This window comes from Methylorubrum thiocyanatum (assembly GCA_014138645.1).
GTDB classification, from domain to species: Bacteria; Pseudomonadota; Alphaproteobacteria; order Rhizobiales; family Beijerinckiaceae; genus Methylobacterium; species Methylobacterium thiocyanatum.
In genome coordinates this window covers 54,414-70,313 of record JACJIB010000007.1, presented here as the reverse complement: position 1 = coordinate 70,313, position 15,900 = coordinate 54,414, and the positions used below count along the sequence as shown (strand labels likewise).

The window sequence follows — 15,900 nt, the reverse complement described above, 5'->3', positions numbered from 1 at the left end:
ATTCGAGCCAGGATTCATGACCGACCGCCTCGCCTGGCTCCCCTTGCGCCGCCGCTCCATCGCGGTGCGGCTCGCGGTCTCCTCGTTCCTGTCGAGCACCGCGATCCTCGTCATCGCGGCCTTCATCCTCACCACGCTCTACCGCGAGAACACCGAGCGCGCCTTCGACAGCCGCCTGCTCGTCTTCGCCAACAATCTCGCCACCGATCTCGTCAGCCCGAGCGATCCCGAGACCCGCTCCTTCTCGCTCGGCGACCCGCGCTTCGACCTGCCCCTGTCGGGCTGGTACTGGCAGGTCGGCCGGCCCGACGCGAAGCCGCGGGACCTGCGCACCTCGCGCTCGCTCGTCGGCGTGCCGCTGAAAGGGCCCGATCAGGCCGGCACCGCCACCATCGGCCAGATCCGCCAGGGCTACGGCAAGGGGCAGGACGACCGGACGCTGCGCATCGTCGAGCGCGACGTCGATGTCGGGGCGGACGGGCGCTATACCGTGCGGGTGGCGGGGCCAGCCGACGAAATCGTCAACGATGTCGAGCGCTTCCGCTTCTCGCTGTTCATGACCTTCGGTCTGCTCGGCTTCTCGCTCGCGGCCACGGCCTTGCTGCAGATCCGCTTCGGCCTCGCGCCCTTGCGCAAGCTGCGCACCGCCCTCGGCACGATCCGCCGCGGCGAGGCCGACCGGATCGACGGCGAGTACCCCCGCGACATCGCTCCGCTGGCCGGCGAGATCAACCTCTTGATCGAGACCAACCGGGAGATCCTGGAGCGCGCCCGCACCCAGGTCGGCAACCTCGCCCATGCGCTGAAGACGCCGCTGTCGATCATCGTCAACGAGGCCGGGAGCAGCGACGCGCCGCCGGAGCTGTCGGAGAAGATTCGCGAGCAGGCGGCGGTGATGCGCGATCAGGTGAACTACCACCTCGACCGCGCCCGCGCCGCGGCGCTGGCCGGCACCCTCGGCACCTCGACGGACGTCGAGCCGGCGCTCGCCGGCCTCGTGCGGACGTTCGGAAAGATCTACCGCGACAAGGACATCGCCTACGAGGTCCACGTGCCGCCCGGCCTGCGCTTCCGCGGCGAGAAGCAGGATTTCGAGGAGATGATCGGCAACCTCGTCGACAACGCCTCGAAATGGGCGACGGGCCGGGTCTCGATCTCCGCCGCGCCGACGAACGATCACGACTATCCCCATCTCCTCGTGGCGGTGGAGGACGACGGGCCGGGCCTGCCGGAGGAGGACCGGGCGGCGGTGCTCAAGCGCGGCCGGCGCCTCGACGAGACCAAGCCTGGCTCCGGCCTCGGCCTGTCGATCGTGGCCGATCTCGCCGCGCTCTACCGCGGCCGCTTCCGCCTGGAGGCGGCGGCGCTGGGGGGCCTGCGCGCGGTCATCGAGGTGCCGGGCGACGCGCCCGCGGGCGTCGGACAACGCTGAGTGGCATCGTTGCGGTGAAGGTTACGGGCGGGTCCGCCTGTGCTATGGCCCTGCTTCGCCCCGCGCGTGACGACGTGTCACCCGGAAGCGATGTCGTGCGGGCCCCGCTCGGGCTCTACACGGGGCCGAGCTTAAAATTTTGGGTCTGATGACGGCGATCTGGTTCATCCTGGCGGCCATGACCGGCGCAGCCGTGTTCGCGCTGCTCTGGCCGATGTCGCGCCGCCGCCGGCAAGGGGCCGGACCGCAGGCGCAGGACGGCAACGGCCTGGCCACCGAGACCGGCTTCTACGAGGATCAGCTCGCGGAGATCGAGCGCGATCTCGGCCGCGGCCTCATCGCCCCGGCCGAGGCTGAGGCGGCGCGGGCCGAGGCCGCGCGCCGGCTGCTGCGGGCGAGCCGCGAGGAACAGGCGGGCGGTGCGGGGCCAGCGCCGATCGCCGAGCCGCATCTGCGCCAGCGCCGGGCGGCCTCCGCCTTCGCCCTGTCCACGATCCCGCTCGTCGCGCTCGTCGTCTACGGCCTCTACGGCTCGCCGAACCTCCCCTCCCAGACCGATGCCGACCGCAAGGCGACGCGGGCCGGCGCGCAGGATCTGATGACCGCCATCGGCCAGATCGAGGCGCGGCTTGCCAACCATCCGGACGATGTCCGCGGCTGGAGCGTGCTCGGGCCGGTCTATATGCGGCTCGGGCGCTTCGACGACGCGGCCCGCGCCTATGCGGCGCTCGTGCGCCTCAAGGGCGAGGACGCCCAGGCCCTGTCCGATTGGGGCGAGGCCCTGGTCGCGGCGGCCGACGGCACGGTCTCGCCGGAAGCGCGCAAGGTGCTGGGCCGGGCGCTCGCCGCCGACCCGAAGGCGGCCAAGCCCCAGTTCTATCTCGCCCGCGGCGACGAGCAGTCCGGCGACGTGGCCGGCGCCGTGCGGCGGCTCGAGGCGATGGCGGCCTCGGCCCCCGCGGACGCGCCCTGGCTGTCGGCGGTGCGGGACAACCTCGCCCGGCTGAAGGGCGAGACCGCCGCCGCGCCGAAGGCCGACGGGGACGCCAAGGACGGCGTGAAGCCCGAGGCCCCGGTGGCCGGGCCCGGCAGCAACATCCAGGCCCTGCCGCCCTCCGAGCGGATCGACGCGATCCGCGGCATGGTCGAGGGGCTGGAGCGGCGCCTGGCCAAGCAGGGCGGCTCCGCCGACGAGTGGCTGCGCCTCGTGCGCTCCCATGCCGTGCTCGGTGAGCGCGACAAGGCGCTGGACGCCCTGGAGCGGGCGCGCAAGGCGTTGCGCGACGACCGGGCGGCGCAGGAGCGTCTCGACGCGCAGGCCCATGAACTCGGTCTCGCCCAGACCGGCGCGGCGGCGCCTCCGAGGGCCGAGACCAAGCCCGACACCGGCGACAAGGCCGGCGAGCGGAGCGCCGTCGAGCCCGATGCCGCAGCTGCCGCGATCAAGGCGATGCCGCCGGCCGAGCGCGAGTCGGCGATCCGCGGCATGGTCGCCAGCCTCGACCGCCGCCTTGCCGCCAAGGGCGGGTCCGCCGACGAGTGGATGCGGCTCGTACGCTCCTACGGCGTCCTCGGCGACCGCGCGGCGGCGGCCCAGGCCCTCGACCGGGCCAAGATGGCGCTCGCCGCCAACCCGACCGCCGTCGAGCGCCTCGACGCGATGGGCCGGGAGCTCGGCCTGAACCCGCCCCAGCCGTAGCAGGCCGCATCCCCTGACAATCGGTCCCGCCCGTCCAACCTTGACCCCGCGGGCGGTCGGGCCGAAACCGGTTGCCTGATCGACAGCACAGGTCGGACCGCCTTCAGGCCTTCGTCAGCCTGATGGAACGAGAAGAAGCCGACGAACCGGGACGGAACCGTTGTGACCCGCAAGAGCCGCCGCCTGATCCTCATCGCCGCCTGCGGCGCCGTGCTGGCGCTGGCGCTCGGATTGATCCTGTCGGCGATGAGCGGCTCGATCGTGTTCTTCCGCTCCCCCGCGGAGGTGGCGTCCCAGGGCGTCCCGCCGGGCACCCGCTTCCGCCTCGGCGGCCTCGTGAAGGACGGTTCGGTGAAGCGCGGGCCGGACCAGAACGTCGAGTTTTCCGTGACCGACACCAACGCCACGGTTCCGGTGCAGTATCGCGGCCTGCTGCCCGACCTGTTCCGCGAGGGCCAGGGCATCGTCGCCGAGGGCACGCTCGATGCCGGCGGCGTGTTCCGGGCCGACACGGTGCTGGCCAAGCACGACGAGAACTACATGCCCCGCGAGGTCGCCGACGCCCTCAAGGCGCAGGGGCGCTGGCAGGAAGGCGGGGGCAAAGAGGCTCCGAAGGACGCGGCGAAGCCGGCCTCGGCCGACGCCACCCTGGGCCAGCGCAGCGAGCGGTGAGAGATCCCATGACCATCCGCACCGAAACCGCGCGAGGAGACCGCCGGTGATCGTCGAGATCGGCCATTACGCGCTGGCGCTGGCGCTGGCGCTCTCCCTGGTGCAGGCGGTGATGCCCGCCTGGGCGGCCCGCTCGGGCGATGCGGCCTTGCGCGAGGTGGCGGGCCCCGCCGCGCTCGGCACCTTCGCCTGCATCCTGTTCGCCTTCTGCGCGCTGACCTACGCGCATGTGACCTCGGACTTCTCGGTCCAGAACGTCATCGAGAACTCGCACACCGCCAAGCCCTTGATCTACAAGATTTCCGGCGTCTGGGGGAACCACGAGGGCTCGATGCTCCTCTGGGTGCTGATCCTCGCCCTCTTCGGGGCCTGGGTCGCCACCGCCAAGAATTCGGTGCCGCCGGTGCTGCGCACCAACGCGCTGATGGTGCAGGCGAGCGTCACCTTCGTCTTCGTGCTGTTCATCATCACGACCTCGAACCCGTTCGCCCGCGTCGCGCCGGCACCGCTCGAGGGCAACGACCTCAATCCGCTGCTGCAGGATTTCGGCCTCGCGATCCATCCGCCGCTGCTCTACCTCGGCTATGTCGGCTTCTCGGTCACCTTCGCCTTCGCCGTCGCCGCCCTGATCGAGGGGCGCATCGACGCCGTCTGGGCGCGGGCGGTGCGGCCCTGGGCCCTGATCGCCTGGAGCTTCCTGACGCTCGGCATCGCCATGGGCTCGTACTGGGCCTATTACGAACTCGGCTGGGGCGGCTGGTGGTTCTGGGACCCGGTCGAGAACGCCTCGCTGATGCCGTGGATCGCCGGCACCGCACTGCTGCACTCCATCGTCGTCATGGAGAAGCGCGACGCGCTCAAGGTCTGGACGGTCTTGCTCGCCATCCTCACCTTCTCGCTCTCGCTGGTCGGCACCTTCATCGTCCGCTCAGGCCTGCTCACCTCGGTGCACAGCTTCGCCTCCGATCCGAGCCGCGGCGTGTTCATCCTCGCCATCCTCGCGCTGTTCATCGGCGGCTCGCTGAGCCTGTTCGCGTGGCGCGCGCCGACGCTACGCCAGGGCGGCCTGTTCGCGCCGATCTCCCGCGAGGGGGCGCTGGTGATGAACAACCTGTTCCTCGTCGCGGCCTGCGCCACGGTGTTCGTCGGCACGCTCTACCCGCTGCTGCTGGAGATGCTGACCGGCGAGAAGATCTCGGTCGGCCCGCCCTTCTTCAACTGGACCTTCATCCCGCTGGCGCTGCCGCTCCTCGTGATCGTGCCGTTCGGGCAGGCGCTGGCCTGGAAGCGGGGCGATGCCGCGGCCGCCGCCCAGCGCCTGTTCGCGGCCTTCGCGGTGGCGCTCGTCGTCGGGCTCGGCGCGGCGGCGTTCGCCTGGGGCGGCCCGGTCATGGCGCCCGTGGGCCTCGGCTTCGGCGCCTACCTGATCATCGGCTCGGCGCTGGAGATCTGGGCGCGCGCCCGCGGCTACGGCCAGAGCCGGACCCACGACCTCGCCACCACCTGGCGCCGGGCGATCGGCCTGCCGCGCTCCGCCTGGGGGACGGCACTGGCGCATGCCGGCGTCGGCGTCGTCGTGCTCGGCATCGCCGGCCAGGGCTGGGCGACGGAGGGTCTCGCGACGATCCGGCCGGGCGGTCAGGTCGCCTCCGGCCCCTACGTCGCCACCCTCGACCGGGTCGGCCCGACCAAGGGCGAGAACTACGAGGAGACCACCGCCTTCCTGACCCTGCGCAACCGCGCGGGCGACTATGTCGGCACGGCCGAGACCGGCAAGCGCTTCTACCCCTCCCGCCGGATGACGGTGACCGAATCCGGCCTGAAGACGGTCGGCGTCAGCCAGATCTACGCCAGCCTCGGCGAGGTGATGCCCGACGGCTCGATCGGCATGCGGCTCTACTACAAGCCGCTGGTGCTGCTGATCTGGATCGGTTCGCTGATCATGGCGGCGGGTGGCGGCCTCTCCCTCACCGACCGGCGCATGCGCGTCGGCGCCCCGGTCAAGGCGCGCGCCAAGCTGCCCCCCTCCGCGGTGCCCGCCGAATGACCCGCCTTCGCTCCATCCTCGCCGCGCTGACCTTGAGCCTCGCCGCCCTGCCGGCGCTCGCCGTGCAGCCCGACGAGGTGCTCAAGGACCCCGCCATGGAGGCGCGGGCGCGGGTGATCTCGGAGGGGCTGCGCTGCCTCGTCTGCCAGAACCAGTCGATCGACGATTCCGACGCGCCGCTCGCCAAGGATCTGCGCGTGCTGGTGCGCGAGCGGCTGAAAGAGGGCGACAGCAACGGCCAAGTGGTCGATTACGTGGTGGCCCGCTACGGCGAGTTCGTGCTGCTGCGCCCCGTCTTCGGCTGGCACACGCTGCTGCTCTGGCTGAGCCCGCTGCTCGCGGTGGGCCTCGGCGCCTTCGGCATCTGGCGCCTGTCGCGCCGCCGCGCGCCGGTGCGGGCGGAGGGGCTGTCGGCGGCCGAGCAGGCCGAGGTCGAGGCGCTGCTCAAGCGGCCTTAGGGCGGGCGCGCCCTGCTTTCGCCCGATCGGACAGGCAGGGTCCGGAGCACCGTCCGACCCGCTTCGACCCGAGCGTCATGCCGTGATCGCCTCTCTCCGACGTCTCGCCCTCGCCGCCGCGCTCGGCCTCGCCGCAGTCGCCCCGGCCTGCGCCCACCCCCACGTCTGGATCACGGCCAAGGCCGAACTCGCCTACGAGGCGGGCCGCGTCACCGGCATCCGTCATGCCTGGACCTTCGACCCCGAATACACCGCCTTCCTGACTCAGGGGTTGGATGCGAACGGCGACGGCACGGTCTCGCCCGAGGAGCTTCAAGGCTCGGCCAAGGAGCATGCCGCCAACCTCGCCGAATTCGCCTACTTCACGAAGCTCAAGGTCGCGGGCAAGGAGCAGGCCTTCGCCGAGCCGCAGGAGGCGCGCATGGCGATGGAGGGCGGCAAGCTGACCCTGAGCTTCCTGCTGCCGCTCAAGACCCCCACCGCCCAGGGCAAGGGCGTTGCGGCCATCGAAGTCTACGATCCGACCTACTTCATCGCCTTCAGCCTCGCCGAGGGCGCCGACGCGGTGCGCCTCGCCGGCGCCGCCCCCGGTTGCAGCATGACGGTGACGCGGGCGAAGAACGCCGAACCCGCGGTGGCCTCCGCCGGCCAGTCGATGACCGAGGCGATGTTCGAGGCGCTCACCGCCGCCGCGAATTACGGTGAGCAATACGCCAACCGGGCCATCGTCGCATGTCCGTGACCGCTGCCCTGCGTCCCGCGGGCCTGACGGGCGGGCGGTGGACGCTCCGGCTGATCCTCGCCGCCGGGGCGGTGTTGGCGGCGGCCGGCCTCCTCGCCGGGATCGCCTGGCTGCTCGGCCCCGCCGCCGCACCGCCGCCGCGCTCGCCCTTCGGCATCGGTTTTCGCGAGGCCGCCCCGGCGACGACCGGGCTCGGCGGCTGGCTGCTGGCGGTCCAATCGAACTTTTCGAGCCAGCTTCGGGCGGCCGTGTCGGCGCTGAAGGCGGGGGGCTCCTGGATCCCGCTCGTCGTGATGGGCTTCGCCTACGGCGTGTTCCACGCCGCCGGGCCCGGCCACGGCAAGGCGGTGATCGCCGGCTACATCGTGGCGGGCGAGCGCACGCTCCGGCGCGGCTTCGCCCTGAGCGCCGCCGCCGCCCTGCTGCAGGCCTGCGTCGCCATCGCCATCGTGCTGATCGGCGTGTTCGTCCTGCGGGCGACCGCCGCCGGCATGGCGCGGGCCGGCACCCTGATCGAGACGGTGAGCTTCGCCCTCGTGGCAGGGCTCGGCGCCGCGGTGACGTGGCGCAAGGCCGGGCGGCTTTCCGCCCTCGCCAGCGATGCCCCGGCCGAAGCCTGCGGCCCCGGCTGCGGCCACGCGCACCTGACGGACGCCGCCGCCCTCGACCGCCTCGGCACCTGGCGCGAGCGGGCCGGTGTGGTGCTCGCCGCCGGTTCCCGCCCCTGCGCCGGGGCGGTGCTGATCCTCGTGTTCTGCGCCGCGCAGGGGATGCTCGCCGCCGGCATCGCCGCGACCTTCGCCATGGCGCTCGGCACCGCGCTCACCACCGGCGCGCTCGCAAGCCTCGCGGTCTTCGCCAAGGCGCTGGCCCTGCGGCTCGCCGGCGGGCGCGGGCCGGCCGGCGCTCTCGCGGTGGGCGGTCTCGAACTTCTGGCAGGGGCCTTCGTGCTGGTGCTGGGGCTCGCCATGCTGTCGGGGCTGGCCACCGGCATGGGTGGCTAAACGCCCCCTCGCCAAGCCGCTCGAAGCGGTGCAAGCTTTCCGCCCGGATCGGGAGGAGCCCTGCTTGAGCGAACGCCATGTCCTCGACGCCTTCGCGCCCATCCTCAACTGGCGCCTGCTGAAGGGCTCGCACGCCTTTCCCGGACCGGATGGGGGCACCTGCATCAACGAGGCGGCGATGGTCGCGGCCGGGCTGCCCTACCGGGCGATCACCGCGACCGAGGATTGCCCGCCCTGCTTCTCGCGCCCGCTCGCGGCCTATGCGCTCGGCCTCAACGACGCCATGCCGGAGGCCGAGCGGCAGGGGCTGATGGCCTTCGTGCTGCGGCTCTCCGGCTCGGCGGATGCGCCGGCCATCGAGGCGGTCCGCACCGGCTTCCTGGCGCTCGAGAGCGTGCGCCGCATCCTGCCGCCGCTCCTCGACGCGGCGGGCCTGCCGGCGCTCGCCGCACGCTGTGAAACGGCCTCCGATTCCCGCAGCGCCGTCGAGGCCCTGCGCACCGCCGAGGTTCAGGGCGGCGCGCTCTCTCACGCTGCTGCCGGCCGCCATGCCTGGATCGCGGGCGCCCGCGCCTCGGCGGTCGCGCGCACCGCCACCGCCGCCATCCGCGCCTTCGCCGATCCGCGCAGCGCCGCCGAGGTGGCGGAGGGCGCTGCCCCCTTCGCCGAGGGCATCTGGCGCACCGCCCTCACGATCCTCGATGAGGCGCTAAGAATCGGCCGGCAGGCGCCCGCGATCGATCTCGTCTCCGCCCGCGACCGTCTGGAGGCGGCCCGGGCTCAGCCGTAGGCGCGCGGGCGCGGCTCGTCGGCGAGATCGACGTCGAGCGCCTCGCAGTTGGCAAGCCAGCGCCCGGTCAGGTGGTAGAAGAAGGTGCAGTGGCCGACGACCGCGATGGTACGCTCCGGCCGCGCCCGCAGCCAGTCGCGAAACCCGGAGACCCGCTGGTCGAACAGCGTCCGCGGCTCGACGTGCCAGCCCTCCGGCCCGGCCGCGCCTTCGGCGTACCACCACGTCTCGGGCAGGTGATCGACCCGGAAGGCCGGAAACTCCTGCGCCAGCACCGAGGCGGCGCGGCCGATGTCGCAACTGCTCTCCTGGCATTCGCGGTGGAGCACCTCGACCAGCACGTCGGGCCGGGCCGGATGGTCGGAGAAGATCCCGGCGGTGGTCTGGAGCGCGCGGGTCAGCGGCGAGGTGACGACGAGTTCGAAGGGGACCGCACGCAACGCCTCGCGTGCCGCGGCGACCTGGGCATGGCCGCGCTCGGACAGGCGGGCATCGATATGGCCGGGGTCGCGCCCCGTCGCCTCATGATGCGCGTTGAAGGTCGATTCGCCGTGGCGGATGCAGACGATCCGGGTGGCGGAGGCGGGAGACGAGCGGGACATGAGCCCGATGTAGGCGGTTCGCGCGCCCCGGACAGCCGTCCGCGATGCCGCGCCCGATCCCCGTACCGATCCGGACGAGACGTCACGGGAGGCCGCACACGGCGCCGCTTTCCGGACAGGCGCGGACCTTCCGGTGCGGAGCCGGGCCGAAGCTGGGCGAAGCGTCCCGTGGCGGCGGGGCGCCCGCTGGAGGAGCCTTGGCAGGAGCCGGCCCTCCGCGCCGGCCTCTTCCGATGGAGGCTCCCATGCTCCCCCTGTCCCCGCATCACCCGGCGCCGCTGGCCCGTCCGGCCCCGGGCCTGCCGCGCAACCTCCTGCTCGGGCCGCTGATCGCCCTCCTGCTCGCGCTGATCGCCGGCATCGGCCCGGTGCGGGCGCAGGACGGCAGCGGCACGCTGCTGCTCCGCTTCGAAGGCGGCGCCCCCGTCGAGGCGCCCCGCCTCAGGGCGGACGCCGCCATCACCGTGAGCGGCCCGACCGCGCGGGCGACGATCACGCAGGTCTTCCGCAACACCACCTCGGCGTGGGTCGAGGGCACCTACCTGTTCCCGCTGCCGGAGGATGCGGCGGTCGATACGATGAAGCTCGTCGTCGGCGACCGGGTCATCCTCGCCGAGATCCGGGAGCGCGAGGCAGGGCGGCGCGTCTACGAGGCGGCGCGGCAAGAGGGCAAGGCCGCCGCGCTCACCGAGCAGCAGCGGCCCAACCTGTTCACCAACGCGATCGCCAATATCGGCCCCGGCGAGACGGTGCTGGTGCAACTCGAATACCAGCAGCCGGTGAGACAATCCGGCGGCACCGCATCCTTGCGCCTGCCGACCGTCGCCGCCCCGCGCTACAGCCCGGCTCCGCCGGCGGTGACGTCCGCCGCGGCGGGGGCCGGCGCCGCCGACCCCGTCCCCGATCGGGAAATGATCGAGGCGCCGGTGCTCGACCCGGCCCGGCAGGCGCCGATCAACCCGCTTTCGCTCTCGATCGACCTGAGGGCCGGCTTCGCGCTGGGCGCCGTGCGCAGCGCCACCCACGCCATCCGCATCGAGGAGGTGTCCGAGAGCGAGCGCCGGATCACGCTGGCCGACGGCGCCACCGCGGCCGACCGCGACTTCGAGCTGACCTGGAGTGCGGCCCCCGGCACCGATCCGTCCGCCGGCCCGGCCGTCGGCCTGTTCCGCGAGCGCGTGGCGGGGGCCGAGACCGTGCTCGCCCTGGTGACGCCGCCGGAGGGGGCGGCGCCGGCCGTGGCCCTGCCCCGCGACGTGGTGTTCGTGATCGACAATTCCGGCTCGATGGGCGGCGCCTCGATCCGGCAGGCCAAGGCGAGCCTGCTCATCGGCCTCGACCGCCTGCGACCCGGCGACCGCTTCAACGTGATCCGCTTCGATCACAGCTTCGACACCCTGTTCCCGGACGTGGTGTCGGCCGACGAGAGCCATCTCGCCCGGGCCAAGCGCTTCGTGGCGGGGCTGGAGGCGAGCGGCGGCACCGAGATGCTGGCCCCGCTGCGCGCCGCCCTGGCGGACGCGACGCCGGAGGATACGGCCCGCCTGCGCCAGATCGTGTTCCTCACCGACGGCGCCATCGGCAACGAGGCGCAGATCTTCTCCGCGATCGCGGCGGAGCGCGGACGCTCGCGGCTGTTCATGGTCGGCATCGGCTCGGCCCCGAACGGCTACCTGATGAGCCATGCCGCCGAACTCGGGCGCGGCAGCTTCACCCAGATCGACACGCCGGATCAGGTCTCCGAGCGGATGCGGGCGCTGCTCACGAAGTTGGAAAGCCCCGCCGTCACCGAGCTGACCGCGGTCTTCTCGGAGGATGGCGTCGATGTCACGCCGACCCGTCTGCCCGACCTCTACCGCGGCGAGCCGCTCACCCTCTCCGCCCGGATGCGTACGGCCCGCGGTACGCTCACCCTCACCGGCCGGATCGGCGCAAATCCCTGGAAGGCGGTGCTGTCCCTCGACACGGCGCAGCCCGGCACCGGTATCGGCAAGCTCTGGGCGCGGGCGAAGATCGCCGAGGCCGAGACCGCGCGCCTGACCGGCCGGCTCCCGGCGGAGGCGGCCGATGCCGCGATCCTGCGGCTCGCCCTCGATCACGGGCTCACGACCCGACTGACCTCGCTGGTGGCCGTCGACGCCACGCCGCGCCGGCCGGAGGGTGCGCGCCTCGCCCGCACCGACCTGCCGCTCAACCTGCCGGCGGGCTGGGATTTCGCGCGCGTGTTCGGCGAGGGTGACACGCCGCTTCCCCCGCCGCCGCGCCAGCGCCGGGCCGAGGCGCCGGCGCTCCAGATCGCCGCCGCCCGCGCGGTGCCGCTGCCGCAGACCGCGACGGATTTCGAGATCCGCGCGTGGCTCGGGGGCCTGCTGCTGGCGCTCGGTCTTCTCCTCGCCCGCCGCCGCCGGGTCGCGGCGTGAGCGGGAGCGCGAAACCGGGCGCCGCGTCGCGGCGGCCCGGCCGGCGGGGCATCGCGGCCCTGCCGGCCACCTGCCTCGTCGCCGCCGGGCTCGTCCTGCTGGCGCAGGCCGCCTGGATCCCGGCCAAGGCCGCCCTGGCGCAGGTGCTGCTGGAACGCGCCTTCGCCCGAACTCTCGCCGAGGGCGTCAGCGTGCGCCCCTGGCCCTGGGCCGACACGGTGCCGGTCGCCCGCATCGTCTTCCCGTCCTTGAGCGAGCGCTACGTCGCGCTCGCCGGAGCCAGCGGGCAGGCGCTGGCCTTCGGCCCCGGCCATGTCGAGGGAACCCCGGAGGCGGGCGAGCCCGGCACCGCGGTCTACGCCGCCCACCGCGACACGCAATTCCGCAGCCTCGGCCGGCTCGCCGCCGGGGATCCGGTCGAGGTCATCCGCCGCGACGGCCGAAGCGTCCGCTTCCGCGTCACCGGGCGCCGGGTCGCGCGCTGGAACGCCTCCGGCCTCGATCCGGATGCACCGGGCCGCCGCCTCGTCCTCGTCACCTGCTGGCCCCTCGATGCGGTGACGCCGGGGCCGGAGCGGCTGCTGGTGGAGGCGGTGACCGAACCTTGACGGTTCACACCCCGGTGCGGTTCTGTGCGGATCCGTCCGGAACCCGCACCATGCCGCCGATCGAGGCCGAACTTCCCGAGACCGAGCTGCCCGACGGGCAGAGCCGTCTCATCGCCGCGGCGGTGCGCGAGGCCCTGGCCCGGCGCCGGATGTCGCGGCAGGCGCTGGCGGACGCGGCCCGCATCAGCATCTCGACCCTGGAGAAGGCGCTGTCCGGCCGCCGGCCCTTCACGCTGGCCACCACGATCCGCCTGGAAGAGGCGCTCGGCCTCCCCCTGAGGACACAGGCCCCTGCGCCGGTCGCGGTCGCGGAGCGGGCGCGCCACGCCCCGGAGGAGTTCGGCTCCTACACCCGCGAGGCGGTGGCCTTCCTCGAAGGGCGCTACCTGACCCTGCGCCCCTCCTTCGGGCAGGCGGGGGCGATCTTCGCCTACCGCACCGAGATCGCCTGGGACGCCGACAGCGCCCGGCTCGTCTTCCGCGAGGCCGAGCGGCTCGACGCGCCGTTCGCGCAATCCGGCACCGTCTCGGTGCCGAACCAGTCGGGCCAGATCTACCTCGTCACGAACTTCCAGGGGCAGTACCGCCTCGCCGTGCTCGGCCGCCCGACGATCCAGGGTGAGATGTTCGGCATCCTCACGACCCTGTTCTCCGGCCGCGGCACGCAGCTCACGCCGGCCGCGACCCCGATCGCCCTGGTGCCCGAGCGTGGGGCGCTGGCCGAGAGCGCGCAGTACGGGCGCATCGCGGCGGGAATGGCCTGCGAGCCGACCTACCGGCGCCTCCTCGACCGGGTGCGCGAGGACGTGTTCGCGGTGTTTCCCGGCTGCGGGGAGGGCACGGCCTGAGACGTCAGGCGGTGCTCGACAGCTTCATCAGCACGAGGCCGCTGACGATCAGCACCGCCGCCAGGATGCGCATGACGTTCATCGCCTCGCCGAGGAAGGCGATGCCGACGATGAAGGCGCCCACCGCGCCGATACCGGTCCAGATCGTGTAGGCGGTGCCGAGCGGCAGGCTGCGCATCGCCCAGGCGAGGCAGGCGAAGCTCAAGCCCATGGTGACGAGAGTAATGACGCTCGGCCAGAGGCGGGAGAGCCCCTCCGATTGCTTCATCGCGAAGGCCCAGACGACCTCCAGCAGACCGGCGACAACGAGAACGATCCAGGCCACGGCAGCCTCATGCGGTTCATGAGCCGGGCCGTCCCGGACTTGGACCCTGATGGGGGAGGACGTTGCCTCGCGAAAGGTGAGCTAAAGTCCGGGGCGCGGGAGTCACGTGTGCCATCGCACGGCGGCGGGCGCGGCGCGCTATTCCAGCCGCACCACCACGCTGTCGCTGGCGCCCGCGGCATCCATCACCGAGATGCGCGCAAAGCCCGCGCCCTCGGGGCTCCATTCCGATTGCCGGCGCATCGCCTCGGCCACCGGCAGGCCGTCGACCATCCAGGTCAGCGGCGGCTGGCCGCCGAGCGCCTTGAGGGCGAGGCGGGCCTGCGCGCCCTCCCTGATTCCAAGATCGACCCGGGCGCCGTCCGGCGGGTAGGCGATCTTGAGCGGCACGCCGAGCGTCGCCGCGAAGGTCTTGGGGGCATCGCGCCGGATGTGGCGCAGGGGTGGGGGCAGGGCCATGGTCGCGGCGACGAGGGCGTCGCGCGGGCGGGGCAGCGCTTCCGGCTCGCCGCCGAACCGGGCGAAGGCGTCGAACAGGATCGGGGCGGCGTGGGCACGCCCGACGAGGCCCGGCACCGAGGCGCCGTCGGGGCGGCCGATCCAGACGGCGATGGTGACGCGGGCATCGAACCCCACCGCCCAGGCATCGCGGTAGCCGTAGGAGGTGCCGGTCTTGAAGCTGATCCGGCCGGGCAGGGCGTTCTCCGGCGGCGGAGCCCCGCGCAGGATGTCGGCGACGTACCAGGCGGCGACCGGGTCGGCGATGCGCCGTTCCGGCTCGGGCGCAGTAACGGGACCGTCGAGCCGCCGGATCAGCGCCGGGACGCTGCCCCCACGGGCGAGACCCGCATAGAGGCGGGCGAGGTCGGTGAGCGTGATGCCGAGGCCGCCGAGGGCCACGGGCAGGCCCGGCGCGGTGTCGCGCGGCAGCAGGATCGTCGCGCCCGCGCCCCGCAGCCGCGCGACGAAGCGGGCGGCACCGACCGCGTCGAGGAGATCGACCGCGGGCAGGTTCAGCGATTGCTGGAGCGCCAGCCGCGCCGTCACCGTGCCGCGGAACCCCATGTCGAAGTTCTCCGGGGCGTAGCTCGCGGCAAAGCGGGCCGGGCGGTCGTCGAGGAGCGTTTCCGGATGGGCGAGCCCGTCCTCGAAGGCCAGCGCGTAGATGAAGGGCTTGAGCGCCGAGCCCGGCGAGCGCACGGCCGCCGTCGCATCGACCGCGCCGGCGCGGGCCGCATCGAGATAGCCGGCGCTGCCGACATGGGCGAGCACCGCGCCGGTGCGGTTGTCGAGGGCGAGGATCGCGGCGGAGAGCGCCGGGCCGGCGGCGGCCGCGCGCTCGGCCGCCAGCGCCTCGAGGCTCGCCTGGAGGCGGGCATCCAGCGTCAGGTGCTGCACTCGCGTCTCCGGGTCGGCGGCGTGGGCCTGCTCGGCGGCATGGGCTGCGAACATCGGGAAGTGTTTTCGCGCAACCGGCACCGGCTCGGCCTTGGCGGCCTGCGCCTCGTCGGCGGTGAGCACGCCGCGCGCGGCGGCGATGTCGAGCACCCGGTCGCGGGCGCGTCGCGCATTGGCGGCGAAGCGGTCGGGCCGGCGCGCCTCGGGTGATTGCGGCAGGGCGACGAGGAGCGCGCTCTCGGCAAACGACAGGCGCGCCGGCTCGCGGCCGAAATAGGCGAGGCTCGCCGCCCGCACGCCCTCGACCGGGCCGCCATAGGGGGCCAGCGCGAGGTAGAGGTCGAGCACGCCCGACTTGCCGAGCGTGCGCTCCAGTTCGACCGCGCGGACCATCTGCCGGAGCTTGGCGGGCAGCGAGCGTTCGCTGCGCGGCTCGACGAGGCGGGCCACCTGCATCGACAGGGTCGAGCCGCCCGACACGATCCTTCCGTGGGTGAGCCATTGCCACGCGGCGCGGAGCGTCGCCGCCGGATCGAGGCCGGGATGGCTGTCGAAGCGGCGGTCCTCGTAGGCCTTCAGCATGGCCAGGTACCGTGGATCGACCGCATCCGCCGTGACGGGCAGGCGCCAGCGCCCATCGGCGGTGGCGAAGGGGCGCAGCAACTGGCCCGTCCGATCGAGGATGACGGCGGAGCGGAGCGAGGCCTGGGTCAGGTCGAGAGGCGGGAGGCTGGCGGCGTAGCGCCAGAGGGCGCCCGCCGGCAGACAGGCGACGATGAGGAAGAGGGCGAAAGCAATGACGACGCGTCCCCCTCTCCCCGCGCGGGGGAAGAGGGGATCTCGTTCGACGGCCAT

At 73.3% G+C, this 15,900-nt stretch carries 14 protein-coding genes; 11 read left to right on the top strand and 3 right to left on the bottom strand.

The genetic code is table 11. The features are described 5' to 3' along the window. The first annotated feature begins 16 nt into the window (after window positions 1-16). From HNR51_RS19045 to HNR51_RS19010, 8 genes are all read left to right on the top strand, one after another. Window positions 17-1,432 (top strand): ATP-binding protein, encoded by a 1,416-nt coding sequence (locus HNR51_RS19045; protein WP_012453319.1) that lies wholly within the window; start codon window positions 17-19, stop codon window positions 1,430-1,432. Between the two features lie 148 nt (window positions 1,433-1,580). Further along, window positions 1,581-3,131, top strand: coding sequence for a c-type cytochrome biogenesis protein CcmI (ccmI, locus tag HNR51_RS19040; RefSeq protein ID WP_182556026.1), 1,551 nt, complete (start codon window positions 1,581-1,583; stop codon window positions 3,129-3,131). A 162-nt stretch (window positions 3,132-3,293) separates the two neighbouring features. Beyond that, window positions 3,294-3,803, top strand: a complete 510-nt coding sequence (gene ccmE / locus HNR51_RS19035) for a cytochrome c maturation protein CcmE (RefSeq protein ID WP_012453317.1) — start codon at window positions 3,294-3,296, stop codon at window positions 3,801-3,803. Window positions 3,804-3,849: 46 nt separating this feature from the next. Then, a complete protein-coding gene (locus tag HNR51_RS19030) occupies window positions 3,850-5,850 on the top strand; it encodes a heme lyase CcmF/NrfE family subunit (RefSeq protein WP_182556025.1) in 2,001 nt (666 codons plus the stop codon). Next, entirely contained in the window at window positions 5,847-6,308 is a 462-nt protein-coding gene (locus HNR51_RS19025; RefSeq protein ID WP_141950860.1) for a cytochrome c-type biogenesis protein, read from the top strand. Before HNR51_RS19030 ends, HNR51_RS19025 begins: the two co-directional genes overlap by 4 nt. Before the next feature lie 82 nt (window positions 6,309-6,390). Beyond that, window positions 6,391-7,050, top strand: coding sequence for a DUF1007 family protein (locus HNR51_RS19020; RefSeq protein WP_182556024.1), 660 nt, complete (start codon window positions 6,391-6,393; stop codon window positions 7,048-7,050). Then, complete coding sequence (locus HNR51_RS19015; protein ID WP_182556023.1) at window positions 7,041-8,054, top strand: nickel/cobalt transporter; 1,014 nt, start codon at window positions 7,041-7,043, stop codon at window positions 8,052-8,054. Before HNR51_RS19020 ends, HNR51_RS19015 begins: the two co-directional genes overlap by 10 nt. Window positions 8,055-8,118: 64 nt before the next feature. Continuing rightward, window positions 8,119-8,844 carry a hypothetical protein gene (locus HNR51_RS19010; RefSeq protein ID WP_182556022.1) on the top strand — a complete coding sequence of 242 codons (726 nt, stop codon included), beginning with the start codon at window positions 8,119-8,121 and terminating at the stop codon, window positions 8,842-8,844. Here HNR51_RS19010 and HNR51_RS19005 read toward each other — a convergent pair. Beyond that, entirely contained in the window at window positions 8,835-9,446 is a 612-nt protein-coding gene (locus tag HNR51_RS19005) for a histidine phosphatase family protein (protein WP_182556021.1), read from the bottom strand. The genes HNR51_RS19010 and HNR51_RS19005 overlap by 10 nt on opposite strands. A gap of 245 nt (window positions 9,447-9,691) precedes the next feature. Here HNR51_RS19005 and HNR51_RS19000 point away from each other — a divergent pair, with 245 nt between their 5' ends. From HNR51_RS19000 to HNR51_RS18990, 3 genes are read left to right on the top strand one after another with little or no spacing between them, the layout of a single operon-like run. Continuing rightward, window positions 9,692-11,866, top strand: a complete 2,175-nt coding sequence (locus tag HNR51_RS19000) for a marine proteobacterial sortase target protein (protein ID WP_182556020.1) — start codon at window positions 9,692-9,694, stop codon at window positions 11,864-11,866. Further along, window positions 11,863-12,474, top strand: a complete 612-nt coding sequence (locus tag HNR51_RS18995; protein ID WP_182556019.1) for a class GN sortase — start codon at window positions 11,863-11,865, stop codon at window positions 12,472-12,474. Before HNR51_RS19000 ends, HNR51_RS18995 begins: the two co-directional genes overlap by 4 nt. Before the next feature lie 50 nt (window positions 12,475-12,524). After that, a complete protein-coding gene (locus HNR51_RS18990; protein WP_182556018.1) occupies window positions 12,525-13,322 on the top strand; it encodes a helix-turn-helix domain-containing protein in 798 nt (265 codons plus the stop codon). Between the two features lie 4 nt (window positions 13,323-13,326). On the opposite strand, the gene sugE is transcribed toward HNR51_RS18990, so the two are convergent. Both sugE and pbpC read right to left on the bottom strand, forming a co-directional pair. Continuing rightward, entirely contained in the window at window positions 13,327-13,647 is a 321-nt protein-coding gene (gene sugE, locus HNR51_RS18985; protein WP_182556017.1) for a quaternary ammonium compound efflux SMR transporter SugE, read from the bottom strand. A gap of 138 nt (window positions 13,648-13,785) precedes the next feature. Then, complete coding sequence (gene pbpC, locus HNR51_RS18980; protein ID WP_182556016.1) at window positions 13,786-15,900, bottom strand: penicillin-binding protein 1C; 2,115 nt, start codon at window positions 15,898-15,900, stop codon at window positions 13,786-13,788.